This window comes from Sphingomonas xinjiangensis, assembly GCF_014199255.1.
In the GTDB taxonomy this organism is placed as follows: Bacteria; Pseudomonadota; Alphaproteobacteria; order Sphingomonadales; family Sphingomonadaceae; genus Sphingomonas; species Sphingomonas xinjiangensis.
Genome location: NZ_JACIJF010000015.1, coordinates 1 through 24226, shown reverse-complemented (window position 1 = coordinate 24226; position 24226 = coordinate 1). Strand labels below are relative to the sequence as shown.

Sequence of the window (24226 nt, the reverse complement as noted above, 5' to 3'; positions counted from 1 at the left end):
CGAGACCAAGGCGACACGGATCAATTGTCCGTGTGTTGCTGCTTGGCGGCGGCCAAAAAGGTGGGGATCGGGCCCCGTATCCAGGGTTCCTCGCGAAACCACTTGGTGATGATGTACTTGGTGCCCTCCATCACGCGCATGCCCTCGTGGATGGTGTCGTAATTCGGACTGCCGTCGGGGGCCATGTTGTTCCAGATGACGAGCATGCCGCTCTTCGGCTTGAAGCGGATGCCGGCGCGCGGGAACCAGGTCGCGCCACCTTCCTCCACTTGGTTCAGATAGGCCATCGCTGTCCAGGTCCGCTGGCCACCGCTCTCCTTCATCTTCTCCCAATAATGGCTGTTCTCGTGAAAATAGTCGCAATGGGCGCGGAACTGCTGGCCAGGTGAATAGCGTTGCCCCTGCATCGTTTCGGCATGTTCTTCGGGGATGCCCAGCAGTTCGGCGATACGCAGGTCTATCGCATATACCTCCTCTGACCAGCGGTGCAGGTCCGAACTGTCGCTGGTGCGGTACTCGGGATCGTCCGTCACCGCGAGCAGGGTTGATGGCCGCGCCTTCTCGTCGATCAGCGCAACCAACGTGTCGCATTCGTCCTCTGAAAGGAAATGCTCGTAGGTGTACATCTGCGCTGCGTCGACCTTGACGCGCTTCACGTTGGGGTTGGCTCCGAGCCGGGCCGCGACCTCGCGGCCGACCTTGGCGCGAACGGGCGAAGGACCGCCCGACATCAATCCGTTGTTCTTGCTCACCTCCCTGAAATCGCCCGGCTATGATCGGATTGCAAGCCGGCCGACGGGAAAGCGCCCGGCGAAACGCCGGGCCCTTAGGTGTTTACCAGAAGATGTCGTAGATCGTGTCCACCACGTCGCCGGAGTAGGTGTCCACAAGCAGCGCGTCGTTGTAGTAGCGGACCCACCGATATGGACCGTACACTTCCGGCAAGCGGTAGTTGAACGGATCGTTGATCCAATATTGTGAAGCGTAGAGAAGTGCGCTCAGTCGGAAGCCGGTCGTGAAGCGACGATAGCCGTAGCCCCAGCCGCTGGGCGCGTAATACCGCGGCAGGCGGTACAAGCTTCGATTTTGCGTGCGATAGCCCTGCCAGTCGTAACGTCGATCGTTGCGCCAGCCATTATCCCAGCGGCCGCCGCGGTCGCCGCGAAAGCCGTTTCCGCTGTCCCAGCGGCGATCATTCCGCCGGTCGTTGTTCCAGCGATCATTGCCGCCGCGGAACTGCTGTGGATTTACGGAGCCTTGTGAACGGTTTCCGCGGTCAAATTCACTCCTGTGGCGGCCAGGCGACTGAAGCGGCTGCGCCTGGCTTGCGCCGTCGCGCCTGCGCCACTCACCACGGCTTCCGCCATTCCACTCACGTTGCGCCTGTTGCTGCCCCTGCTCCCGACCCTGGCGACTCCACCCGTTACGCGCGCCGCCACTCCATTGCCCCTGCGTGCGCTCTGCGCCGCTCCATTGCCGTTGCGGACCCGGCTGCGTGGAGGGAACGGGCCGGCTCATTTCGCGCTGCTGCGGTGCGGGCCGCGCATCACCAGCGGGGCGTCCGCCGCCGCCCCAGCGACCGTCGCGATCCTGTGCAAGTGCCGGCGGGACCAGGGCCATTGCGGCGATCACTGTCGCAAACAAGGTCTTCTTCATGCCATCTCTCCGCTCGGTCGGCGAAGTCGCCGGCTCCGAGATGACGATGGTTTATCCTTCAGCGGATGAGCGGCTCGTGAATTGAGCCGAAAGCAAGCGGAAAGCTTCGTCATGGCGCGTTATCCATCTCGTCCGCGCCGTCGAGCGTCGCGTCGCCGCGTGCGATCCTCGCGGCATCGGTGATCGCGCTGATCAGCCTGGGATAGATGCCGCATCGGCAGACATTTGGAATGGCGACTTTGATATCGTCATCCGAGGGATTGCGGTTGGTCCGCAGGAGAACGGAAGCGGCCATGACGATGCCGGGAATGCAATATCCGCATTGCGGCACATTGGCCGCGATCAGCGCCTGCTGAACCGGGTGGCTGCGGTCGCGAGGCAGACCTTCAACCGTGGTGACAAAGGTTCCTTCCAGCCCGCCGATCGTTTCCTGACAAGCCAGCCGCAAGGTGCCGTCCACATCCACTGAACACGCCCCGCAATCGCCGGTTCCGCAGCCATATTTGGTGCCCGTCAGATTGGATGCGTCACGCAGCGCCCAAAGAAGCGGGGTGCGCGGGTCCATCTTGTACTCGACCGGCTGATTGTTGACGGTGAAGCGAGTCATGCCCGGCATCTAGCCGCAAAACACCGGTTTTCGAAATCCTGCATGACGCAAGGTACGACTATTCCCGCCAGCTTCGGTCCGTTCTGTCGACCAGGCGAACCATCGCGGCGAAGTCGGCAGCGCCCGGGCCGCCGGGCACCTGTGCCATATGGAGGTCGCGCTGATGGACGGCGACCACATCCTCCGAAACGATCAGCGGCTCGCCCATGCTGGCGGTGGCGAGCTGGATCTCGCAGGCGCGTTGCAGCGACCAATGCTTCATGAACGCTTCGGCCACGGTGCGGCCCATTACCAGGATCCCGTGGTTGCGCAGCAGCATGACACGTTTGTCGCCGAGATTGGCCAACAGCCGCTCGCCTTCTTCCTCGCGCACCGTCACACCTTCAAAGTCGTGATAGGCGATCTGCCCCGCAAAGGCGCAGGCGTAGAAGTTGATCGGCTTGAGCCCGCCTTGAACACTGCTCACCGCCATGCCGGCGGTTGTGTGGGTATGGGCGATGCAATGCGCATCGGGCAGGTGACGGTGAAAGAGAGCGTGCTGAACAAAGCCCGCACGGTTCACCGGATACGGCGAGGCGTCGAGCTTGTTGCCCTCGATGTCGATCTTGACGAGGTTCGACGCTTTCACTTCCGAGAAATGGAGCCCGAACGGGTTGATCAGGAAGGCGCCGTCTTCGCCTGGGATCTTCAGCGTGATGTGGTTGTAGATCATCTCGGACCAGCCGAGCAGGTCGAACACGCGATAGCAGGCGGCGAGTTGCTGGCGCGCCTCCCATTCCGCTTCCGACATCGAAGGCTGCTGGAGCGCAGTGGCCATGGTTCCTCTCCTTATCTTGTCGGGCGAACATGCCATGGCTGCGGGCGCGGCGGCAACCCGATCGGTGCTGGCTGGAAACGATGCAGAGAGGGAACGGTAGACTATCTTGTCGACGCGGAAAACAGTGCGGACAGTGTGTCGCGCGGCCATGTGGCGACTCAATCGGGCGAGCTTTCGGCGCGTGATAATGTTGCGCTGGTCGCTCAACTCTGGTTGATGCGGGGCGAGAGGAGAACCCATGTCGTCGACCATCGAGGAACTCGAGCGGCGCCGCGACGCTGCCCGGCTGGGCGGCGGGCAGAAGCGCATCGACGCGCAGCATGCCAAGGGCAAGCTGACCGCGCGCGAGCGGCTGGACGTGCTGCTGGACGAAGGATCGTTCGAGGAGCTCGACATGTATGTCGAGCATAACGCCGTCGATTTCGGCATGGCCGACCAGGTCATTCCCGGTGACGGCGTGGTCACGGGATCGGGCACGATCAACGGACGGCTGGTGTTCGTCTTTTCGCAGGATTTCACGGTGTTCGGCGGGTCGCTGTCCGAGCGGCATGCGCAAAAGATCTGCAAGATCATGGACATGGCGCTGAAGGTCGGCGCGCCGGTGATCGGATTGAACGATTCGGGCGGCGCGCGCATCCAGGAAGGCGTGGCGAGTCTTGGCGGCTATGCCGAGGTGTTCCAGCGCAACGTGCTGGCATCGGGCGTGGTGCCGCAGCTCAGCCTGATCATGGGCCCGTGCGCGGGCGGCGCGGTGTATTCGCCGGCGATGACCGACTTCATCTTCATGGTGAAGGACAGCTCGTACATGTTCGTCACCGGACCCGATGTGGTGAAGACGGTCACCAACGAAGTCGTTACGCAGGAAGAGTTGGGCGGGGCGTCGACGCACACGGTCAAGTCGGGCGTGGCAGATGTCGCGTTCGAGAACGACATCGAAGCGCTGCTGGCCGCGCGCGACTTCATCGACTTCCTCCCGGCATCGAACCGCGAGGATGTGCCGGAGCGTCCGTCCGAGGACCGCTGGGACCGGACCGAGGAGAGCCTGGACACGCTTATCCCGCCATCGGCCAACCAGCCCTACGACATGCACGAGCTGATCCGGAAGGTCGTGGACGAGGGCGAGTTCTTCGAACTTCAGCCTGCGCATGCCGGCAACATCCTGATCGGCTTTGGCCGGATCGAGGGGCGGACCGTAGGCATCGTCGCCAACCAGCCGATGGTGCTGGCCGGCGTGCTCGACATCAATTCGTCCAAGAAGGCGGCGCGGTTCGTGCGTTTCTGCGACGCGTTCGACATTCCGATCGTCACGTTCGTGGACGTGCCCGGCTTCTTGCCGGGCGTCGGCCAGGAGCATTCGGGCATCATCAAGCATGGCGCGAAGCTGCTATTCGCCTATGCCGAGGCGACGGTTCCCAAGATCACGGTGATCACTCGGAAGGCCTATGGCGGCGCGTATGACGTGATGGCGTCGAAGCATCTGCGCGGCGATTTGAATTATGCCTGGCCGACCGCCGAAATCGCAGTGATGGGCGCCAAGGGCGCGGTGGAGATCATCTTCCGGGGCAAGACGCCTGAGGAGATCGCCGAGCGCACCGCCGAATATGAGGCGCGCTTCGCCAATCCGTTCGTGGCGGCAAGCAAGGGGTTCATCGACGAAGTGATCCTGCCGCACTCGACGCGGCGGCGGATTGCGTTGGGGTTGCGCAAGCTGCGCAACAAAAGCCTCGAGAATCCGTGGAAAAAGCATGACAACATCCCGCTTTGACCCGTTCGCGGAAGCAGTGACGGGTCACGTTTGCATGGCTGGAGCGCGGCCATGAAGAAGCTGTCACTGCGCCAACAGATCATCATGGGCCTGATTATGGGCGGCGTGGCGTTTGTCACCTCCGCGTCGCTGGCGTTCTTCCAGGCGGCCGCAGGCGTCCCCGCAGACAAGACCACAAACACATGGTTCATCGGGCTAAGCTTCGGTGTCGTGGTTAGCGTGATCTATATGGCCCTGGCCGGGAACAGGCGGGTGCCGATAGCTGATGCAGCGACACGGGAAGCCGCCTTGCGGCCGCTTTCCGACGGCACCGGTCGCCTGATCGTGTATCGGCATGGGTTCATCGGCAAGGCAGCGGGAGTCGACGTGTCTGTCGATGGTGCGGTGCGCACCCAGCTGAAGAGCCCGCGCTTCGCGGCCTTGTCCCTCACGCCTGGACGGCACGTCATCGAGACCGAGGTGCAGAACCGTCGGTCCGATCCGATGGAGATCGCTATCGGCGCCAACGAAACTGTAGTGGTGCAGGTGATTGTTACGTTCGGCAAGACCAAGCTGGTCCAGCAGCAGGATTTTGATGGCATGCGCGCGTCGCTCTCCAAAACCCCTATGGTGCAGGCATGAAGCTGGGACGGCTGAACCATGTCGGCGTGGCGACGCCTTCGATCGAGGCATCGGTGGCGCTGTACCGAGATGTGCTCGGCGCGACCGGCGTCAGTGAGCCCTTCGACTTGCCTGCGCAGGGCGTGCGGGTGTGCTTCGTCGACACGCCCAATACGCAGATCGAGCTGATCGAGCCGCTGGGCCAAGCATCGCCGATCCACGGCTTTCTCGCCAAGAACCCGGCGGGCGGGCAGCATCATCTCTGCTATGAAGTGCCCGACATCCTCGAAGCCAAGGCATGGTTCGAAGGCAAGGGCGCCCGGCTGCTCGGCGAGCCGCGGATCGGCGCGCATGGCACGCTGATCTTCTTCGTCCATCCCAAGGACATGGGTGGGGTGCTGACCGAGATCATGGAAACGCCGAAGGGCGCGCATTGATGGCTTTCGAACACCTCCTCACTGAGCGGCGTGGCGACGTGCTGGCGATCACGCTCAATCGGCCGGAGCGGATGAATGCCGCGCCGCCGGCGATGTTCGACGAAATCCGTGCGGCGCTTGGCGCGCTGGAGGGTGCACGCGCGGTACTGCTGCTTGGCGCGGGCAAGGCGTTCTGTTCGGGCGCGGATGTCGGCGGTGCGGCGGTAGGTGGCGATGATCCCGGCGCGGCGGCGCACGGGGCGCTGACCGAGCATTACCATCCGACGCTGCTGGCAATCGCTGAACTGGGCGTGCCGGTGGTGAGCGCGGTGCGTGGGCCTGCGGCGGGGATCGGGTGCAGCCTGGCACTGGCAGCCGATTTCTGCATCGCGGCGAGCAGCGCTTACTTCCTCCAGGCGTTTATCAATATCGGGCTGGTGCCCGATGGCGGTGCAAGCTGGATCCTGCCCCGGCTGATCGGTCGGGCACGGGCGCTGGAGATGATGATGCTGGGCGAGCGCGTTTCGGCCGAAAAGGCGCGCGACTGGGGCATGGTGCACCAGGTGGTGCATGACGACATGCTGGAGGCCGAGGCATGGCGTTTCGCCGCGCGGCTGGCCAAGGGGCCGACGCTAGCGCTGGGCATGGTCCGGCAGCAACTGCATGCCGGGCTGTCCTCCAGCTATGGCGAGGCGATGGCGCTGGAAGCCGACAACCAGCGCGCCGCGCGGGGCACGGCGGATGCGATGGAGGGCGGCATGGCGTTCTTTCAGAAGCGCAAGGCGGAGTTCAAGGGCCAGTGACCGACAAAGCCGACCTCGATGCCTGGGCGAAGCTTGCCGCAAAGGAAGTGCGCGACGCTGACCTGACCTGGCACACGCCGGAAGGTATCGCGGTCAAACCCCTGTACACGCAGGAGGATGCGCCCGATCCCGGCCTGCCGGGCTTCGCGCCGTTCACCCGCGGTGTGAAGGCGAGCATGTATGCCGGCCGGCCATGGACGATCCGGCAATATGCTGGCTTTTCGACCGCCGAGGAATCGAACGCGTTCTACCGCCGCAACCTGGGTGCGGGGCAGAAAGGACTGAGCGTCGCCTTCGACCTGGCCACCCATCGCGGCTATGACAGCGACCATCCGCGCGTCACCGGCGATGTCGGCAAGGCGGGCGTTGCGATCGATACGCTGGCCGACATGCAGATCCTGTTCGACGGCATCCCGCTGGACGAGATGAGCGTCAGCATGACGATGAACGGCGCGGTGCTGCCGTGCCTGGCCTTCTACATCGTCGCGGCCGAAGAGCAGGGAGTGCGGCAGGACCAGCTCACCGGGACCATCCAGAACGACATTCTCAAGGAGTTCATGGTCCGCAACACATACATCTATCCGCCCGAGCCATCGATGCGGATCGTCGCGGATATCATTGCCTATACCGCGCAGCACATGCCGCGGTTCAATTCGATTTCGATCTCGGGCTATCACATGCACGAGGCCGGGGCGACGGCGGTGCAGGAGCTGGCCTTCACGCTGGCCGACGGCATGGCCTATGTCCGCGCGGCGATGGACCGTGGGCTGGATATCGACGCGTTCGCAGGACGTTTGTCGTTCTTCTTCGGCATCGGCATGAACTTTTTCATGGAGGTCGCGAAGCTCCGCGCGGCACGTACGCTGTGGAGCCGGATCATCGCCGGTTTCGGCGGCTCGCCGCGTAGCCAGATGCTGCGCACGCACTGCCAGACCTCGGGCGTGTCGTTGCAGGAGCAGGATCCGTACAACAACGTCATCCGCACCACGGTGGAGGCGATGGCGGCGACGTTCGGCGGCACGCAGAGCCTGCATACCAACAGTCTCGACGAAGCCGTTGCGTTGCCTACCGATTTCTCCGCCCGGATCGCGCGCAATACGCAGCTGATCCTGCAGGAAGAGACCGGCATGACGCACGTCGTCGATCCGCTGGGCGGCAGCTATTATGTCGAAGCGCTGACCAGCGAATTGGCCGAGAAGGCCTGGGCGTTGATCGAGGAAGTGGAAGCCGCGGGTGGAATGATCCATGCGGTCGAGAAGGGCTTCCCCAAGGAACATATCGAGCGCGCCGCCGCCGCGCGTCAGGCGCGGGTCGATCGCGGCGAGGACGTGATCGTCGGCGTCAACAAATACCGGCTGGCCGAAGAGGCGCCGATGGACATCCTGGACATCGACAATGCGCGGGTTCGTGCGGACCAGATCCGGCGGATCGAGCGGACTCGGGCTGAAAGGGATCAAGCCAAGGCCGAGGAAGCGCTGGGCAATTTGCGGCGTGGGGCGCAAGGTGGTGGGAACCTTCTCGCGCTGTGCGTCGAGGCGGCGCGAGCGCGCTGTACCCTTGGCGAGATGTCGGCGGCGATGGAAGCGGCGTTCGGGCGGCACGCTGTTGGGGTTACACCGATCAAGGGTGTGTATGGCCCGGCGCATGCGGCGGATGCCGGCTGGCTGCGGGCGCTGGATGGCGTCGCCGCATTTGAGCGTCGCACCGGACGCAAGCCGCGCGTGCTGGTCGCCAAGATGGGGCAGGATGGGCACGACCGTGGCGCAAATGTGGTGGCGAGCGCGTTCGCCGATCTGGGGTTTGAGGTGATTTCGGGTCCGCTGTTCCAGACGCCGGCGGAAACGTCCGATCTGGCGATCGAGCGCGGCGTCGATGTGGTTGGTGCCTCCAGCCTGGCCGCGGGGCACAAGACGCTGATCCCCGAGCTGATCGATCGGCTGAAGGAAGCCGGGCGCGCCGACATCAAGGTAGTTGCCGGGGGCGTCATTCCGCCCCAAGACTATGAATTCCTGCGCGCGGCCGGCGTGCAGGCGATCTTCGGACCGGGCACCAATCTGGTGAACGCCGCCGCCGAAGTGTTGCGATTGCTGGGGCACAACCTGCCCCCGCTTGGAGAAGCTGCCGAATGAATGCGTTCGTTACCCCTGTGATCGAGGGAAGCCCTGTTCGTACCGACTGGACGCGCGGGGAAATTGCCGCGCTGTTCGACCTGCCGTTCACCGAATTGCTGTTCCGTGCCGCGCAGGTGCACCGGGCAAACCACGCGGCGAACGAAGTGCAGATGTCGACGCTGTTGTCGATCAAGACCGGCGGATGCCCCGAAGATTGCGGGTACTGCTCACAGTCGGTGCATTCGGAAAGCGGACTGAAAGCGACCAAGCTGATGGACGTGCGCGCGGTGCTGCAATCGGCCGCGCAGGCGAAGGACAATGGCAGCTCGCGCTTTTGCATGGGCGCGGCATGGCGCAACCCCAAGGACCGCGACATGCCCGCGATCATCCAGATGGTGCAGGGCGTGCGCCAGATGGGGATGGAAACCTGCATGACGTTGGGCATGCTGACGCCGACCCAAGCGCAGATGCTCGCCGAGGCCGGGCTGGATTACTACAACCACAATATCGACACCTCGCCCGAGCGGTATGGTGATGTGATCACTACGCGAACCTTCGAGGAGCGGCTCGACACGCTGGAGCATGTTCGCGACGCCGGGATCAACGTGTGCTGCGGCGGGATCGTTGGGATGGGGGAGACGCGCGAGGATCGCGTTGGCTTCATCCACGCCCTCGCGACGCTGCCGCGCCATCCGGAGAGCGTCCCGGTCAATGCGTTGGTGCCGGTCAAGGGCACGGTGCTGGGCGACATGCTGGCCGACACGCCATTGGCCAAGATCGACGATATCGAGTTCGTGCGAACCGTGGCGGTGGCGCGCATCACCATGCCGGAGTCTATGGTGCGGCTGTCCGCCGGGCGCGAGAGCATGAGCGATGCGGCGCAGGCATTGTGCTTCCTGGCCGGTGCGAACTCGATCTTCACCGGCGACAAGCTGTTGACCGCAGGCAATGCCGGCGACGACAAGGACGCGGCACTGTTCGCCCGGCTGGGGCTCACGCCGATGGCGGCGGAGCGCAAGACGGAACTGCAAGCGGCCGAGTGAAGAAGCCGCAGCTGGGAGAGGAATAGCGTGTTCAAGAAAATCCTGGTCGCCAATCGTGGTGAGATCGCCTGCCGTGTCATGCAGACCGCCAAGAAGATGGGGATCGCCACGGTTGCGGTCTATTCGGATGCGGACGCGCGGGCGCCGCATGTGCGGATGGCGGATGAGAGCGTGCGGCTTGGGCCGGCGCCGGCTGCCGAAAGCTACCTCAAGGCCGAGCTGATCCTGCTGGCCGCCAAGGAGACCGGGGCGGATGCGATCCATCCCGGCTATGGCTTCCTCTCGGAACGCGAGAGCTTTGCGCGGGCGTGCGCGGGCGTGCGCGGAGGCGGGGATCGCCTTTATCGGCCCGCCGCCGGCGGCGATTGCGGCGATGGGCGATAAGATCGAGTCCAAGAAGCTGGCCAAGGAAGCCGGGGTCAACGTCGTACCGGGCTTCGTCGGCGAGATCGACGATACCGAGCATGCGGTGCGGATCGCGTCGGAAATCGGCTATCCGGTAATGATGAAGGCCTCGGCCGGGGGCGGCGGCAAGGGGATGCGGCTCGCCTGGTCCGAGCAGGATGTGCGCGAAGGCTTCGAAGCGACCAAGCGCGAGGGGCTAGCGAGCTTTGGCGATGACCGCGTGTTCATCGAGAAGTTCATCGAGCAGCCGCGCCATATCGAGATCCAGGTGCTGGGCGACCAGCACGGCACTATCGTTTATCTGGGCGAGAGGGAATGCTCGATCCAGCGGCGGCACCAGAAGGTGGTCGAGGAGGCGCCGTCGCCCTTCGTCACGCCCGAGATGCGCAAGCGGATGGGCGAGCAGGCGGTGGCTTTGGCGCGGGCCGTGGGCTATTATTCGGCGGGCACGGTCGAGCTGATCGTGTCGGGCGCGGACACGAGCGGGGAGGGGTTCTACTTCCTCGAGATGAACACGCGACTCCAGGTCGAGCATCCGGTGACCGAGCTGGTGACCGGGCTGGACCTGGTCGAGCAGATGATCCGCGTAGCGGCGGGCGAGCCGCTTGCCTTCACGCAGGACGACGTGACGCTGACCGGCTGGGCGATCGAGAACCGGGTCTATGCCGAGGACGCGTATCGGGGCTTCCTGCCCTCCACCGGGCGGCTGGTCCGGTACCTGCCTCCACGCGAGGGTGACGGCGTGCGGGTGGACGACGGGGTGACCGAGGGATCGGAAATCTCGATGTTCTACGATCCGATGATCGCCAAGCTGATCACCTATGGCGAAACGCGCGAGGAAGCGGCGGACCGGCAGGTCGCGGCGCTCGACCGGTTCCGGATCGACGGGATCGGGCATAACATCGATTTCCTGTCGGCGATCATGCAGCATCCGCGCTTTCGTGCCGGTGCGCTGACGACGGGTTTCATTGCCGAAGAGTATCCGGACGGGTTCGCCGGCGCGCCGGCCTCGCCCGAACTCAAGCGTAAGCTGGCGACTGCGGCGGCGGTGATCGACCTGGAGCGCAGCCACCGTGCCGCGATGATCTCCGGCCAACTGAACGGGCCGGTGCTCGGATCATCCGAGCGGGTGGTGATGATCGATGGCGAACGCTTTGCGCTGAAGGTCGAAAGCCATGAGGGCGAGCGGCTGGTGACCGGCGCGGGCGAGGCGATAAGCCTGGTGGGGCAATGGCGCCCAGGTGAACCGCTGTTCGTGGCGCGGATCGATGACGAGCCGCTGACAGTGGGCGTGTCCCGCAAGGGCAGCGCGTGGCTGCTGACTGCGCGAGGCGCGACCCACCGCGTGGAGGTGCTGCCCGCGCACGTGGCGCAGTATCGACACCACATGATCGAGAAGGTGCCGCCCGACCTGTCCAAGTTCCTGCTGGCGCCGATGCCGGGGCTGCTCACTCAGCTTAACGTCGCGCCGGGCGACAAGGTGGAGGCGGGCCAGCCGCTTGCCGTGGTCGAGGCGATGAAGATGGAGAATATCCTGCGCGCCGAGCGGGCAGGGGTTGTGAAGGCGGCAAACTTCGCGGCCGGCGACAGCCTGGCGGTCGACGCCGCGATCCTCGAGTTCGAGTGACCCCGGATCCTCCCTCTGGCGGGGGCGGATTTCAGATTAGCAGCACCGCCCATTGCGGCTGTTGAAGCGGGCATCCTGGCGGTTGCGGAAGAATTCGGCGCGGGTCATCACCGGCTCACCGGGATGCGTCTGCGCCATGTGGGTGCAGTACGCCTCATAGGGCGGCTGTCCGATCATCAGCCGGGCCGTTTCGGCGGCGCGCGCGAGGAGGCGGCGGATCATTCCGCCGCCGCCACCAGCGGGAGTTCGTGGACGCTTGGCTCGGCCATGCGGCGCGCGGCGAGGCAGGTCCGGATCGTGTAGAACAGGATCGAGAGCACCACGAACAGGAACAGCGCGCAGAGCGCCGCGTCGATATAGTCGTTGGTGATGATGCGCCGCATCTCGTCAGCGGTTTTCGCCGGAGCGAGCAGGGTGCCTGCCGCCAGCGCGTCCGAATAGCGATTGGCATGGGCGAGGAAGCCGACCGCGGGCGTCGCTGAGAACAGCTTCAAGAGGCTCGCCGTGACGGTGCAGGCGAGGAGCCAGGTGGTGGGGATCATCGTCACCCAGGCGAACCGCTCACGCTTCATCCGAAACAGCACGGCAGTGGCGAGCATCAGCGCGACGGCGGCGAGCATCTGGTTCGAGATGCCGAACAGCGGCCACAGCGTGTTCACGCCGCCCAGGGGATCGGTCACGCCCTGGTAGAGGAAGAAGCCCCAGGCGCCGACGCAGACCAGCGTGCCGACCAATGCGGGGATGAACGAGGAGGAGTTGCGGAAGCTTGGCACCGCCAGCCCGATCAGATCCTGGAGCATGAAGCGGCCGGAGCGGGTTCCGGCATCGACCGCGGTCAGAATGAACAGCGCCTCGAAGAGGATGGCGAAATGGTACCAGAAAGCCATCATTGCCTTGCCGCCGATCAGCTGGCTGAAGATGTGCGCCATGCCGACCGCGAGGGTTGGCGCGCCGCCTGCGCGCGAGATGATTGTGGTCTCTCCGACATCGGCCGCCGTGCTGGTGATCAGCTCGGGCGTGACGGGGAAGCCCATCGCGCTGACCGCGGCGGCGGCGCTCGCGGCGTCGGTGCCGAGGATGGCCGCCGGGCTGTTCATGGTGAAGTAGATGCCGGGCTCGATCACCGAGGCGGCGACCAGCGCCATGATCGCGACGAAGCTTTCCATCAACATCGCGCCATAGCCGATGAAGGTGGCGTCGCCTTCGGAGGCGATCAGCTTGGGCGTGGTGCCGCTGGCAATCAGCGCGTGGAACCCTGACACCGCACCGCACGCGATGGTGATGAACAGGAACGGGAAGAGCGATCCCGACCACACCGGGCCGCTGCCGTCGATGAACTTGGTGAGCGCGGGCATCTGGAGCGGCGGCGCGACGATGATGATGCCGACCGCGAGCGCGGCGATCGCGCCGATCTTGAGAAAGGTCGAAAGATAGTCGCGCGGGGCGAGCAGCAGCCAGACCGGCAGCAGCGAGGCCACCGCGCCATAACCGATCAGGATCCAGCAGAGCTGCACGGGGGTGTACGTGAACCAGGGAGCGAGCGTCGCGCTCTCGGCGACGGCACGGCCATAGACGATGGCGAGGATCAGCCCGACCAGGCCGATGATCGACGCCTCGCCGACCCGGCCGGGGCGAATCCAGCGCATATAGACGCCCATCACCACGGCGAGCGGAATGGTCGCGGCGACGGTGAACAGACCCCAGGGGCTGCCGGCAAGCGCGCGCACGACGATCAGCGCCAGCACCGCCAGGATGATGATCATGATCATGAACGCGCCGAACAGCGCGATGCTGCCGGGCACTGGACCCATTTCCATGCGGACCAGTTCGCCGAGCGAGCGCCCGTCGCGTCGCATGGAGAGGAACAAGACCATGAAGTCCTGCACCGCGCCAGCGACGACGACGCCGGCCAGGATCCAAAGCATGCCGGGCAGATAGCCCATCTGTGCGGCGAGCACCGGGCCGACCAGCGGGCCGGCGCCAGCGATGGCGGCGAAATGGTGGCCGAACAGGACGTTGCGGTTGGTGGGCACAAAGTCGAGCCCGTCGCCGTGGCGCACCGCCGGGGTGGGGCGGGAAGGGTCGAGTTGGAGCACGTTCTTTGCGATGTAGAGCGCGTAGAAGCGGTAGGCGATGAGGTAGACCGCGACCGCCGCGACGACGATCCATACGGCATTGACGGGTTCGCCCCGCGCGCTTGCGACGATGCCGAGCGCGACGGCGCCGAGCAACGCCAGAAGAATCCAGCCGATCCTGCCGATGGTCACGTGTTTTTCCCCTGTTGCCGGCCGAGATGCTATCCCATTGCCGCGATTGACGGAATGGCTGGTTTTCCTGCCTTTTCCGCGCGACCGGGCATGACGGACAAGTTTTTCTTAGCTGTGTCCGCGTGCAAAAGGGTCGTGGGGCGCGGCAAAACCTGTCAAGGGGCGCGATCAAATCCTTTCGGGCCTTCGTCCGGCCCATCGAACCAATATACGGGAGCAAGACGTGAACGAGACGGTCGACCTGGAGCAGATGCGCGAAATCGGCGCGAAGCGGGGTCTGGACGTGCAGGAAGTTACCTGGGTCCATCACTGGACATCGGGCCTGTTCTCCTTCCGGATCAAGCGACCGCAGAGCTTCCGCTTCCAATCGGGCGAGTTCATCATGATCGGGCTGATGGGTCCCGAGGGCAAACCGCTGCTGCGCGCCTACTCGGTGGCGAGCCCGGCCTGGGAAGAGCATCTCGAATTCTTCTCGGTCAAGGTGCAGGAGGGCGCGCTGACGTCGCGGCTCCAGCATCTGCAGCCCGGCGATCACATCTTCCTGGGGCGCAAGCCGACCGGCACTTTGGTGGTCGACGCACTGAAGCCCGCCAAGCGGCTGGTGATGGTAGGCACGGGCACGGGTCTCGCGCCGTTCCTGAGCGTGCTGCGCGATCCTGAAACACACGAGAAGTTCGAGCAGATCATCATCACGCACACGGTGCGCCAGTCCGAGGAGCTCGCCTATCGCGATTTCCTGGAGGAAGAGATCCGTACAGACGAGATCTTCGGCGAGCTGCTCAAGGATCGCTTCACCTATTACCCGACGGTCACGCGCGGCGATTTCCACCGCAAGGGGCGGATCACCGACCTGATCCGCGAAGGCACGTTCCGCGAGGAACTGAACCTGACCGTCGAAGACCGGCCGGACACCCGCTTCATGATCTGCGGATCGATCGCCTTCAACAAGGACATGATCGAGATCCTGGAAGGCTGGGGGATGAACGAGGGCACCCGCAATGATCCCGGCGAGTTCGTGGTGGAACGCGCCTTCGTCGGCTGAGGCACCTTTTGCGGCTTCTGGCGGTTGTTGAAGCGAACAGCCGACAGGAGACGCGACCGTGAGTGATCCCAAGGACGACAAGTCGCTAGCCGACGAGACTCACCACGATAGCGGCGCGCCGACCGACGACGCGCATGCCGAAGTCGGTGACGGAACGCTGCAAGGGTCTCTTCCGGCCGGTGAGCTGAGTAAAAGCGGCGAAGCGGCCGAGACGGCTCAACCCGGCACCGGGTGATCCTTGGCGGTATTCTTCACCGCCGACACGCACTTCGGCGACCACCGCACGATCAACATCTGGAAGCGCGACTTTGCCGACACGGCTCAGATGGACGCGCTGATGATCGCGCGGTGGAACGCGGCGGTCGCAATCGGTGACGAAGTTTGGCACCTGGGCGACGTGGCGCGCAAGGCGAGCGACGTGCCCGCGCTGCTGGATCAGCTGAACGGCACCAAGCATCTGATTCGCGGCAACAACGATCCCGATGCCGTGCTCAAAGCCGGGGGCTGGGCGAGCGTCGGCGACTATCGCGAACTTGAGCTGGATGGGCGCAGGCTGGTGCTGTGCCATTACCCGTTCCGATCCTGGAACGGGCAGCACAAAGGGGCGATCAACTTGCATGGGCATAGCCATGGCCGGCTGAAGCAGATGCCGCGGCAGTTCGATGTCGGCGTGGATGTTCATGGCTTTGCGCCGGTGCAGCTGACGGCGCTGCTGGGCTCCTGAGGGCTTAGCCGGAAACGCTTCTTCCGCCGATCAGAGGCGGTACAGGCGCTCGGCATTAGCGCGGAAAACTGCGTCGTGATGTTCGGCCGGCACCAGGTTGCGGGCCAGCGCCAGCCATTCGTCATAGTGCGCTGCGAGGGTGACGACCGGCCAGTCGCTGCCCCACAAGAGGCGCGCGGGGCCGAAGTGTCGCCAGACGGTGTCGACGGCTGGGCGAAGCGCGTCATCGGTATCGCCGGGCCTGCGTTCGGTCAGCAGACCCGACAGCTTGCAGGCGACATTTGGCCGCGTGGCCAATGCCGCCATGTCTGCGCTCCAGCCCTTCAAGTCCGTGAAATCCGGCTTGGCGGCATGGTCGATGACGATCGTCAGATCGGGGTGGCGATCGGCCAGGCGGGCGAGCGAGGGCAGATGCATCGGACGCACCAGCGCGTCGAGCACCAGGCCGGCAGCTTCCATCGCCACGAAGCCCGTGGCCAGCTCGGGACGGTCGTACCAGTCCGCTTCGCGCCCCTGCACCATTGGGCGAAGGCCCTTCAGCTTGGGGTGATTGGGGATGCTGTCCGGATGCTCGAGATCGGCCCAGCCGACTACGCCGCGCACTCGGGGGTCCGCGGCAAGATCGAGGAGCCAGGCGGTGTCGCGCGGATCTTCCTGTGTCTGGACCAGGATCAGCCCCTCAGCCGCTCCCGGATACTCCGCCAGCGTGAAGTCGTGATGGATCGCCGCAAGATCCGGCGTCGGCCACGTGCAGCCATGCCGGCCAAGCTGCCAGACATGGACATGCGCGTCGATCATGCCGCGCGCCGCCGCGAGCGCAATGCGAAGAGCAGTACCACCAGGAAGCAGAGCGCCGGCACGAGCATGGCGTTGACCATCGATCCGCTCGCGTCCGAGACGACGCCCATGATAGCGGGAAAGGCCGCGCCGCCGACGATCGCCATGACGAGCAGCGCGGAGGCGGACTTGGTCCGCGGACCGAGCCCGTGCACCGATTCAGCGAAGATCGTCGGGTACATGATCGACATGAAGAAGCTGCTGAGCACCAGCGCGCCGATCCCCACCTGGCCGCCGACCAGAGCCGCGACGATGCAGAGCAGGCCCGCCGTAGCGGCGAAGCCGGCGAGGAGGAGGAGCGCGGGCAGGCGGCTCATCAGCGCGGCGCCGGCGAAGCGCCCGACCATGAACAGCACGAGGGAAAGAGTGAGGTAGCCGGCCGCCTCGATCTCAGTCGTGCCGGGGACGGCGACCTGCGAATAGCGGATCAGGAAGCTCCAGATGCCGACCTGTGCCCCCACATAGAAGAACTGAGCGGCCACGCCGCCGAGCACGCGGCGATTGCGCAACAGTGCGGCGAAATCACTGCCGGCGCCGACGCCTTCCTCGACTTCGCGATCGGTGGCGACGGCGGGGAAGGGGGTGAGGCGGATAAGCAGCGCCCAGAGGAGCACGCCGACGCCGATCACCAGATACGGCATCTGCACCGCGGCAGCCTCAGCAGCGCGGAAGCTGGTCAGCGCGTCGGGCGTCATCGCCGCCATCTGTTCGGGCGAGATTTCCACGCCTGAGAGGATGAACTGGCTGCCGAGGACCACACCGGCGATCGAGCCGAGCGGGTTGAACGCCTGGGCGAGATTGAGACGGCGCGACGCGGTCTCAGGCGAGCCCAGCCGCGCGATCAGCGGATTGGCCGAGGTTTCGAGGAAGGCGAGGCCGCTGGCGATGACGAACAGCGCGGTCAGGAAGAAGGGGTAGCTCTGCGCGCTGGCGGCAGGCCAGAACAGCAAGGCACCCAGTGCGTAGAGGCAGAGGCCGAGCAGCACGGCGGCGCGATAGCCCTTTGCCCGCATGAACAACGCCGCGGGGATCGCGAGACAGAAATAGCCGAGGTAGAAGGCCGACTGAACAAGCCCCGCGCGCAGATCGGTCAGTGTGAACAGCTTTTTGAAATGCGCGATCAGCACATCGTTCAGGTTGTTCGCGACACCCCACAGGAAGAACAGTGCAACGATCAGGACGAAGGGCAGCGGCGCGGCCCGCTTGGTCCGGCGGCTCGTCTCGGTCATGCGTGTGTTCCTCGTTCTGTGATGCGGCCGCGATTGTTGGACGTCGGCATGGTTATCAGTTGCGCCCCAGCGTCTTTGCGATCGCCGCCAGCGCCAGCGGCGCCATGACCGCATACCCTTGGGCCGTTGGGTGGACACCGTCGCTCGCCAAGCCCGGCTTCATCGCGCCGCTCGGAAGCGCCATTGCCCGATGATAATCGACGAAGGTGAAGCGGTTCTGCGCGGCGTAGCCACGCAGCCACAGGTTCATCGCCGCGATCTGCGGCACCGGCCGCTTGTCCTTGGCCCAAGGGAACTCGCCGGCGGGAGGAATCGAGGCCAGGATGACCTTGATCCCGTTGGCTCGCGCCAGTTCGGCCATGCTGCGGATATTGCCCTGCACTGTTTCCATGGTCGCGGGACCGGTATTGCCAGCCACGTCGTTGGTGCCGGCCATGATGTGCACGGCCTGCGGGCGCAGGTCGATAACATCCTGGCGGAAGCGGACCAGCATCTGCGGCGTGGTCTGGCCGCCGATGCCGCGGTCGACCAAGCCGTTTCGGAAGAAACCAGGGTCTTTGTCGATCCAGCCATCGGTGATCGAATCGCCGATGAAGACGACGCGAACCGGCTGGCCCTTCAGCGCGGCGTTCGCGTCGCGGTAGCGGCAGAGCTGGCCGAAGTCGCGCGTAAGCATGTGGAGGTTCGACAGCTGCCTGTCCTGGCCCGCCACGGGCGGATGACGCGGGCACGGATCGGCGACGATGCCGACGGGATCATCGGCGTACGGATCGCCCGGAACCAGGGTCTGTGCCGCTACGGGGGTGGCGCCCAGGCTCAGGAGCAGCGCGCAGGTGAAAAGGGAAGGGTGCCGTTCCATGGTGATCGCTCTCCTGCGGGCTGTATGCGGTTTGTGGTCCGCACTTATCTGACCCAGCGGCGATACTCTACGCGCAAGATGATCCGCAGATAAAGAGAACATTCACTGGTGAACGTTGCACCGGTAATCGATCCGGGCCTTCATTAATCGCGAGCGGGCGGATACACCGGTGCAAAGCAAGAGGGAGAGGGGCTTGAACAAGGGGGAAGTGGAGGTCGATCCCAAATACCGGGCGCCGGCGCTCGAAAAAGGACTCGATATCCTGGAGCTGCTGGCTACCGAGCCGCGGCCGATGACGCTGACACGGATCGTCAACAGCCTTGGGCGCTCGCATGGTGAGCTGTTCCGGATGGTGCAGGTGCTGGAACATCGCGGTTATATCGAGCCGGACCCGTCGAACGAGGGGTACCGGCTGACGGACCGGCTGTTCTCGCTGGGCATGCAGCAGCCGCGAACCAGGAACCTGATCGAACTGGCGCTGCCGGTCATGCGCGAGCTTGCCGCATCGGCAGGCCAATCGTGCCATCTGGCGCTGCACACGCGGGGCGAGATGGTGGTGGTGGCGCGGATGGAATCAGGCGAACAGCTCGGCTTTTCGGTCCGCGTCGGCTATCGTCGCCCGTTGATGCAGGCCGCGTCGGGCGCGGTGCTGTATGCGTTTCAGCCAGCCGATGTGCGACGGCGCTGGGAAGCGCAGCTCGACCCGCAGCCGAGCCAAGAGGAACTCGCGGCGTTCCGCGCCCATGCCGAAAGCGTCCGGGAGCGGCATGTGGAACTCACCCCCAGCCAGTCCGTGGCAGGCGTGACCGACATTTCGGCGCCGGTGATGCGCGGCGGCATCGCCGCGGCCGCGCTCACCGTTCCGTATCTCAAGAAGCTGGAGCCATCGCCTTCGGTCAAGGACACGGCGGTTCTGGTGCGGGAGGCCGCAGACCGGATATCGGACCAGCTGGTCGAAGGTGACGGGCGGGTCTAGGTGGTCCAGCCGCCATCGACGACGTGGATCTGCCCGGTAGTGAAGGCGGATTCGTCCGATGCGAGATACAGGGCAAGGGCGGCGATCTCTTGCGGGTCGCCGACCCGACCCATCGGCTGACGCGCCTTGAAGCTGGCCCAGGCGCCTTCATAGTCGCCGGTGTCGCGGAGGCGCTGGTGCAGCGAAGGCGTGTCGACGGTACCTGGGCAAATCGCATTGCAGCGCACGCCCTTGGCGACGAAATCCGACGCCACCGACTTGGTGAGGCCGATCACCGCCGCCTTGGAGGCGCCATAGGCGAAGCGGTTCGGCACGCCGGTGATCGAGCTGGCGACCGAGGCTATGTTGACGATGGAGCCGTGGCCTGCCGCGACCATCGCCGGAAGCGCGGCGCGGATCGTGCGGTACATGGCAGTTACGTTCAGATCGAACGAGACGGACCAGTCCGCCTCCTCGCAGTCCAGGATCGTGCCCGCCGCGACAAAACCGGCGCAGTTGAACAGGATGTCGAGCGTGCCGGCTTCGGCGATCACGGCCCGGATCGCTTCCGGATCGAGTACGTTGAGTGCGCGGTGAACGCCGGGCAGTCCTTCAAGCAACGCCGGGTCGCGATCGGTCATCCACACCGTCGCGCCCTGGGCCGCGAACAGCTCGGCGGTGGCGCGGCCGATGCCCTGGCCCGCGCCGGTGATCAGCGCGGTCTTTCCTGCAAGCCGTCCGGTCATGCCGCTACTTCCCGCACGGGCGTGGGAGCGTGGGGGGCGAGCAGGCCAGCCTGTTTCAGCTCGGTCCAAAGGTCGGCGGGGATGTCCTGTGCGGTGCGGTCCATGGTTTCGTGCACTTCCTTCACGCTTGCTAATCCGGGGATGACGCTCGCCACCAGCGGGTGGGCCATGGCGAATTGTAGGGCGGCGGCGCCAAGCGGCACGCCGTGGCGCGCACAGACCGCCGCGATACCCTCGGCTTTGTCCAGCACTGCCGGTGGGGGCGGCGCATAGTCATAGTGCCGTACCGGCTGCGCGCCGCCCGCCAGGATGCCGGAATTATAGGGGCCGCCGATCACGATCGACGTGCCGGTCTGCTCGCAACGCGGGAACAGCGTGTCGAGGGCGCCTTGCTCGAGCAGCGTGTAGCGCCCGGCCAGCAGGATGGCGTCGAGCGGCGCCTGGTCGAGCAGGTCGAGGCAGATGGCGACTTCGTTGACGCCGGCGCCGATCGCCTTGACGGCGCCTTCGTCGCGCAGCCGCCGGAGCGCGCGCAGCCCACCGCCTTGCGTCAGCTGCTGCCAGTGGTGCGGGTGCGCGTCGCCATGGGTCAGCCGGCCAATGTCGTGGATGTAGACGATGTCGACCTGTGCCAGCCCCAGGCGCTGAAGGCTCGCCTCATGCGAGCGCAGGATGCCGTCATGGCTATAGTCGAAGCGTGCGTCGAACGGCATCGGCGTGCGGAAGCCATAGCGTTCCATACCCGTGTTGGCGTTGGGAGCTGGGAACAGGATGCGCCCGACCTTGGTGGAGATCGTCGCCTGGTGCCCGCGGACCACATCACCGACCCGGCGCTCGCTGAGGCCCAGGCCATAATGCGGGGCGGTATCGACATATTCGAGGCCTCGGTGGAGCGCTGCCTTCAGCGTGTCACGCGCTTCTGCATCGGGGATCGCGCGGTACAAATTGCCAAGCGGCGCGGCGCCGAAACCCAGCGCGGGGATCCGAAGACCCGATGAACCCAGAGGCCGACGTTCTAGGCTCATCGTTCGTCCAAGCTGAAGATGCGCTGCATCGGCACCCATTTCTCGCCCGCGGCGGCATGGGCGAGCGGCTTCTGGAACTTCCACATCAGATCCTCCCAAGCCGCATTCTCAGGCGGCGGAGTCACGGCGCGGGGGAAATCGTCGGCGACATCGGCGATCATCACCAGCCGATCGGCCGTGCGCCAGATCTCCATCGCCTCGAAACCTTGCGCGTAGATATGCGCCATGACCCCGGGCCAGACCGCGCCGGGACGATGGCGCGCTTCATATTCGGCGATCAGCGCGGCGTCGTCGACCAGGTCGAGCGCAAAGCACAGCCGGCGGCTCATCGTGGTGCGAACTTTTTGAGCATCGAAATCTCCTTGTCAGCCATGTTGGCCATGGTCTTGGTGACGGGAGCGAATAGCATATCGACGCGCTTGCGCCAGCCATTGTTCACACATATGAAAACAATGAGCACTAGCGAACTACGGTGACATTAAGACAAAATGCCGCGCCATGGGGTAGCGGCCAATGAGGGGACAATCAGTCGATGCTGCACATGGCGCATATCCGGTTCAAGGCTGTCACGCCGCGATGACCAAGATCACCAAGCTTCGCGTCGTCGACATCCGCTTCCCAACCTCGCAGCAGCTCGACGGCTCCGACGCGATGAACCCGGACCCGGATTACTCGGCCGCCTATTGCATGCTGGAGACCGACCAGCCTGGGCTGGTGGGGCATGGCCTGACCTTCACCATCGGGCGCGGCAACGACATTTGCTGTGCGGCGATCCGGGCGCTCGCGCCGCTCGTCGAGGGGCTGGATCTCGACTGGGTCAAGGAAGATGCCGGCCGTTTCTGGCGGCACATCACCGGCGACAGCCAACTGCGCTGGATCGGCCCGGAAAAGGGCGTGATCCATCTTGCCACCGGCGCGGTGGTCAACGCTGTCTGGGACCTGTGGGCCAAGGCCGAGGGCAAACCGTTGTGGCGGCTGATCGGCGAGATGACGCCCGAGCAGATCGTGGGGCTGATCGATTTCCGCTACATCACCGATTGCATCACCCCCGACGAGGCGGTGGCGCTGCTCACGAAGCGGATGGCGGGCAGGGCGGAGCGCTTCGCCACACTCGAGGCCAACGGTTATCCCTGCTACACCACCTCGGCCGGGTGGCTGGGCTATTCGGACGAGAAGCTCGCGCGGCTATGCCATGAGGCGGTGGCCGAGGGCTTCAACCATGTGAAGCTCAAGGTCGGCCGCTCGCTCGAGGACGATATCCGCCGCGTAGGCATCGCCCGCGACGCGATAGGCCCTGACCGCAAGCTTATGATCGACGCCAACCAGGTGTGGGAAGTCGGCGAAGCGATCGACCATGTCCAGGCGCTCGCCTTCGCCAAACCCTGGTTCATCGAGGAGCCGACCAGCCCCGACGATGTCGAGGGGCATCGCGCGATCCGCGAGGCGGTGCTGCCGATCCAGGTCGCGACCGGCGAGATGTGCCAGAACCGGGTGCTGTTCAAACAGTTCATCATGCGCGAGGCGATCGACGTGGTGCAGATCGACGCGTGCCGGCTGGGCGGCGTCAACGAGATCCTCGCGGTGCTGCTGATGGCGGCCAAGTACGAGCTGGCGGTGTGCCCGCATGCCGGCGGTGTCGGCTTGTGCGAATATGTCCAGCACCTGTCGATGATCGACTATCTGTGTTTCTCGGGGACCACCGAGGGCCGCGTCGCCGAATATGTCGACCATCTCCATGAGCATTTCGTCGAGCCGTGCGTGGTGGAAGGCGGCGCATATATGCCGCCCCAGGCGCCGGGCTTCTCGATCGAAATGAAGCCGGAGTCGATCGCGGCCTATACCTGGCAGGGCGCTTCCGCAGCCTGACGCCCTCATGGCGAGGCACCGCTAGCTGTGGTGCCTCGCTTGGTTCTTCTCCAACAGCCTGCGCGCGGCGTCGATCAGAGGCCGCTGACTAGCCAGGATCACCGCCTCGGCTTCATCCAGTCCAAGCCAGCGGGCCGAGTCCACCTCCGGGAAGGCGGCGCGCTTGCCGCTTCTCGGCGGCCATTCCATCTCGAAGGTGATGCTGCGGATCGCGGCGACATCCACATCCTGCTTGGCGAGAAACGCTTCGACGATCTTTCCGCCGGCCTGGCGGATCGTGCCCAGCGGGCAGGGCGTTCCGGCGACGGCGACGCCAATCTCCTCCGCCACTTCGCGAAGCGCGGCGCGCAGCGGTGCTTCATCCGCTTCGATCTCGCCCTTGGGGATTTGCCAAGCGCCCACATCCTTGTTGCGCCAGAACGGCCCGCCCGGATGCACGAGTAGCACCTGCACCACGCCTTCAAGCCGGCGGTAGAGCAGGATTCCGGCGCTTCGCTTGGGCATGGGACCTCTCATTCGCACGATTCGGGGATGGTTCTGCTTTGATTCACCCGTTCCGATGCCCCTGCGGCGCGCGGTGATGCAGGCAGAACGGGCAGAAAACCGTTGGTTTTGCAGTTTGGTTGCGGAAAAAAGACAGAAAGTTGTGGCGGGGCGTTGACGGCGTCAAACTCCCCCCATATATGGCTGCTCACCGACGGGGCGCACCGCTGAAACGGAGCGCTTCGGAAGGTCACCACATAGACGGCGCCAAGGGGCCCCACGAAAGTAGGGTTCGACTGGGCGTCGGTTTTTGTCGGCTCTTTGACATTGTTGATTTAGATGA

General features: G+C 65.0%; 26 protein-coding genes. 13 read left to right on the top strand and 13 right to left on the bottom strand.

Translation table 11 applies throughout. The features are described from left to right. Nucleotides 1-20: 20 nt before the first annotated feature. The 4 genes from FHT02_RS17195 to FHT02_RS17180 form a co-directional block, all read right to left on the bottom strand. Entirely contained in the window at nucleotides 21-752 is a 732-nt protein-coding gene (locus FHT02_RS17195) for a 2OG-Fe(II) oxygenase (RefSeq protein ID WP_343056982.1), read from the bottom strand. 82 nt (nucleotides 753-834) lie between these two features. Then, nucleotides 835-1656 (bottom strand): RcnB family protein, encoded by an 822-nt coding sequence (locus tag FHT02_RS17190; RefSeq protein WP_184090585.1) that lies wholly within the window; start codon nucleotides 1654-1656, stop codon nucleotides 835-837. A gap of 109 nt (nucleotides 1657-1765) precedes the next feature. Continuing rightward, complete coding sequence (locus tag FHT02_RS17185) at nucleotides 1766-2263, bottom strand: (2Fe-2S)-binding protein (protein ID WP_184090582.1); 498 nt, start codon at nucleotides 2261-2263, stop codon at nucleotides 1766-1768. Between the two features lie 58 nt (nucleotides 2264-2321). Then, a complete protein-coding gene (locus FHT02_RS17180) occupies nucleotides 2322-3080 on the bottom strand; it encodes a class II aldolase/adducin family protein (protein WP_184090579.1) in 759 nt (252 codons plus the stop codon). Between the two features lie 238 nt (nucleotides 3081-3318). Here FHT02_RS17180 and FHT02_RS17175 point away from each other — a divergent pair, with 238 nt between their 5' ends. From FHT02_RS17175 to FHT02_RS17145, 8 genes are read left to right on the top strand one after another with little or no spacing between them, the layout of a single operon-like run. Continuing rightward, nucleotides 3319-4845 carry an acyl-CoA carboxylase subunit beta gene (locus FHT02_RS17175; RefSeq protein WP_184090576.1) on the top strand — a complete coding sequence of 509 codons (1527 nt, stop codon included), beginning with the start codon at nucleotides 3319-3321 and terminating at the stop codon, nucleotides 4843-4845. Between the two features lie 51 nt (nucleotides 4846-4896). After that, nucleotides 4897-5466 carry a hypothetical protein gene (locus tag FHT02_RS17170; protein ID WP_184090573.1) on the top strand — a complete coding sequence of 190 codons (570 nt, stop codon included), beginning with the start codon at nucleotides 4897-4899 and terminating at the stop codon, nucleotides 5464-5466. Next, entirely contained in the window at nucleotides 5463-5882 is a 420-nt protein-coding gene (mce, locus tag FHT02_RS17165; RefSeq protein WP_184090568.1) for a methylmalonyl-CoA epimerase, read from the top strand. Before FHT02_RS17170 ends, mce begins: the two co-directional genes overlap by 4 nt. Continuing rightward, entirely contained in the window at nucleotides 5882-6664 is a 783-nt protein-coding gene (locus FHT02_RS17160; protein ID WP_184090565.1) for an enoyl-CoA hydratase-related protein, read from the top strand. The genes mce and FHT02_RS17160 overlap by 1 nt, the downstream gene beginning before the upstream one ends. Then, nucleotides 6661-8793: a methylmalonyl-CoA mutase gene (gene scpA, locus FHT02_RS17155; RefSeq protein WP_184090562.1), complete on the top strand. Its 2133-nt coding sequence runs from the start codon at nucleotides 6661-6663 to the stop codon at nucleotides 8791-8793. The genes FHT02_RS17160 and scpA overlap by 4 nt, the downstream gene beginning before the upstream one ends. 17 nt (nucleotides 8794-8810) lie before the next feature. Then, the gene (gene bioB / locus FHT02_RS17150; RefSeq protein WP_425506454.1) at nucleotides 8811-9818 is read left to right on the top strand and encodes a biotin synthase BioB; all 1008 of its coding nucleotides are present in this window, start codon (nucleotides 8811-8813) and stop codon (nucleotides 9816-9818) included. Between the two features lie 27 nt (nucleotides 9819-9845). Next, nucleotides 9846-10202 (top strand): biotin carboxylase N-terminal domain-containing protein, encoded by a 357-nt coding sequence (locus FHT02_RS22300; RefSeq protein ID WP_425506453.1) that lies wholly within the window; start codon nucleotides 9846-9848, stop codon nucleotides 10200-10202. Beyond that, nucleotides 10192-11850, top strand: coding sequence for an ATP-binding protein (locus FHT02_RS17145; protein ID WP_425506452.1), 1659 nt, complete (start codon nucleotides 10192-10194; stop codon nucleotides 11848-11850). Before FHT02_RS22300 ends, FHT02_RS17145 begins: the two co-directional genes overlap by 11 nt. A 36-nt stretch (nucleotides 11851-11886) precedes the next feature. Here FHT02_RS17145 and FHT02_RS17140 read toward each other — a convergent pair whose 3' ends face one another. Further along, a complete protein-coding gene (locus FHT02_RS17140) occupies nucleotides 11887-12072 on the bottom strand; it encodes a YbdD/YjiX family protein (protein WP_184090556.1) in 186 nt (61 codons plus the stop codon). Continuing rightward, nucleotides 12069-14117, bottom strand: coding sequence for a carbon starvation CstA family protein (locus FHT02_RS17135; RefSeq protein WP_184090553.1), 2049 nt, complete (start codon nucleotides 14115-14117; stop codon nucleotides 12069-12071). The genes FHT02_RS17140 and FHT02_RS17135 overlap by 4 nt, the downstream gene beginning before the upstream one ends. 223 nt (nucleotides 14118-14340) lie before the next feature. Between FHT02_RS17135 and FHT02_RS17130 the strand changes: the two genes are divergently transcribed. The 3 genes from FHT02_RS17130 to FHT02_RS17120 are packed head-to-tail and all read left to right on the top strand — an operon-like array spanning nucleotide 14341 to nucleotide 15883. Further along, entirely contained in the window at nucleotides 14341-15159 is an 819-nt protein-coding gene (locus FHT02_RS17130) for a ferredoxin--NADP reductase (RefSeq protein WP_425506451.1), read from the top strand. Between the two features lie 58 nt (nucleotides 15160-15217). Continuing rightward, nucleotides 15218-15394 carry a hypothetical protein gene (locus tag FHT02_RS17125; RefSeq protein WP_184090550.1) on the top strand — a complete coding sequence of 59 codons (177 nt, stop codon included), beginning with the start codon at nucleotides 15218-15220 and terminating at the stop codon, nucleotides 15392-15394. Between the two features lie 3 nt (nucleotides 15395-15397). Further along, nucleotides 15398-15883, top strand: a complete 486-nt coding sequence (locus FHT02_RS17120) for a metallophosphoesterase family protein (protein WP_184090547.1) — start codon at nucleotides 15398-15400, stop codon at nucleotides 15881-15883. A 30-nt stretch (nucleotides 15884-15913) separates the two neighbouring features. Here FHT02_RS17120 and FHT02_RS17115 read toward each other — a convergent pair whose 3' ends face one another. The 3 genes from FHT02_RS17115 to FHT02_RS17105 are packed head-to-tail and all read right to left on the bottom strand — an operon-like array spanning nucleotide 15914 to nucleotide 18808. Continuing rightward, entirely contained in the window at nucleotides 15914-16681 is a 768-nt protein-coding gene (locus FHT02_RS17115) for an amidohydrolase family protein (protein ID WP_184090544.1), read from the bottom strand. After that, on the bottom strand, nucleotides 16678-17949 hold the full coding sequence (fucP, locus tag FHT02_RS17110) for an L-fucose:H+ symporter permease (RefSeq protein WP_184090541.1): 1272 nt from the start codon (nucleotides 17947-17949) through the stop codon (nucleotides 16678-16680). The genes FHT02_RS17115 and fucP overlap by 4 nt, the downstream gene beginning before the upstream one ends. Nucleotides 17950-18004: 55 nt before the next feature. Further along, complete coding sequence (locus tag FHT02_RS17105; RefSeq protein ID WP_184090538.1) at nucleotides 18005-18808, bottom strand: SGNH/GDSL hydrolase family protein; 804 nt, start codon at nucleotides 18806-18808, stop codon at nucleotides 18005-18007. A gap of 193 nt (nucleotides 18809-19001) precedes the next feature. Between FHT02_RS17105 and FHT02_RS17100 the strand changes: the two genes are divergently transcribed. Then, nucleotides 19002-19784 carry an IclR family transcriptional regulator gene (locus FHT02_RS17100; RefSeq protein ID WP_184090535.1) on the top strand — a complete coding sequence of 261 codons (783 nt, stop codon included), beginning with the start codon at nucleotides 19002-19004 and terminating at the stop codon, nucleotides 19782-19784. Here the strand turns inward: FHT02_RS17100 and FHT02_RS17095 are convergent. From FHT02_RS17095 to FHT02_RS17085, 3 genes are read right to left on the bottom strand one after another with little or no spacing between them, the layout of a single operon-like run. Beyond that, nucleotides 19781-20509 carry an SDR family oxidoreductase gene (locus FHT02_RS17095; RefSeq protein ID WP_184090532.1) on the bottom strand — a complete coding sequence of 243 codons (729 nt, stop codon included), beginning with the start codon at nucleotides 20507-20509 and terminating at the stop codon, nucleotides 19781-19783. The two genes, FHT02_RS17100 and FHT02_RS17095, sit on opposite strands and share 4 nt — an antisense overlap. Further along, a complete protein-coding gene (locus FHT02_RS17090) occupies nucleotides 20506-21534 on the bottom strand; it encodes an aldo/keto reductase (RefSeq protein WP_184090529.1) in 1029 nt (342 codons plus the stop codon). The genes FHT02_RS17095 and FHT02_RS17090 overlap by 4 nt, the downstream gene beginning before the upstream one ends. After that, entirely contained in the window at nucleotides 21531-21863 is a 333-nt protein-coding gene (locus FHT02_RS17085; protein ID WP_184090526.1) for an L-rhamnose mutarotase, read from the bottom strand. Before FHT02_RS17085 ends, FHT02_RS17090 begins: the two co-directional genes overlap by 4 nt. Before the next feature lie 247 nt (nucleotides 21864-22110). Here FHT02_RS17085 and FHT02_RS17080 point away from each other — a divergent pair, with 247 nt between their 5' ends. Continuing rightward, a complete protein-coding gene (locus FHT02_RS17080; protein WP_184090523.1) occupies nucleotides 22111-23400 on the top strand; it encodes an L-fuconate dehydratase in 1290 nt (429 codons plus the stop codon). 21 nt (nucleotides 23401-23421) lie between these two features. Here the strand turns inward: FHT02_RS17080 and FHT02_RS17075 are convergent, their stop codons facing one another. Further along, nucleotides 23422-23904 carry an NUDIX hydrolase gene (locus FHT02_RS17075; RefSeq protein ID WP_184090520.1) on the bottom strand — a complete coding sequence of 161 codons (483 nt, stop codon included), beginning with the start codon at nucleotides 23902-23904 and terminating at the stop codon, nucleotides 23422-23424. Nucleotides 23905-24226 lie beyond the last annotated feature (322 nt).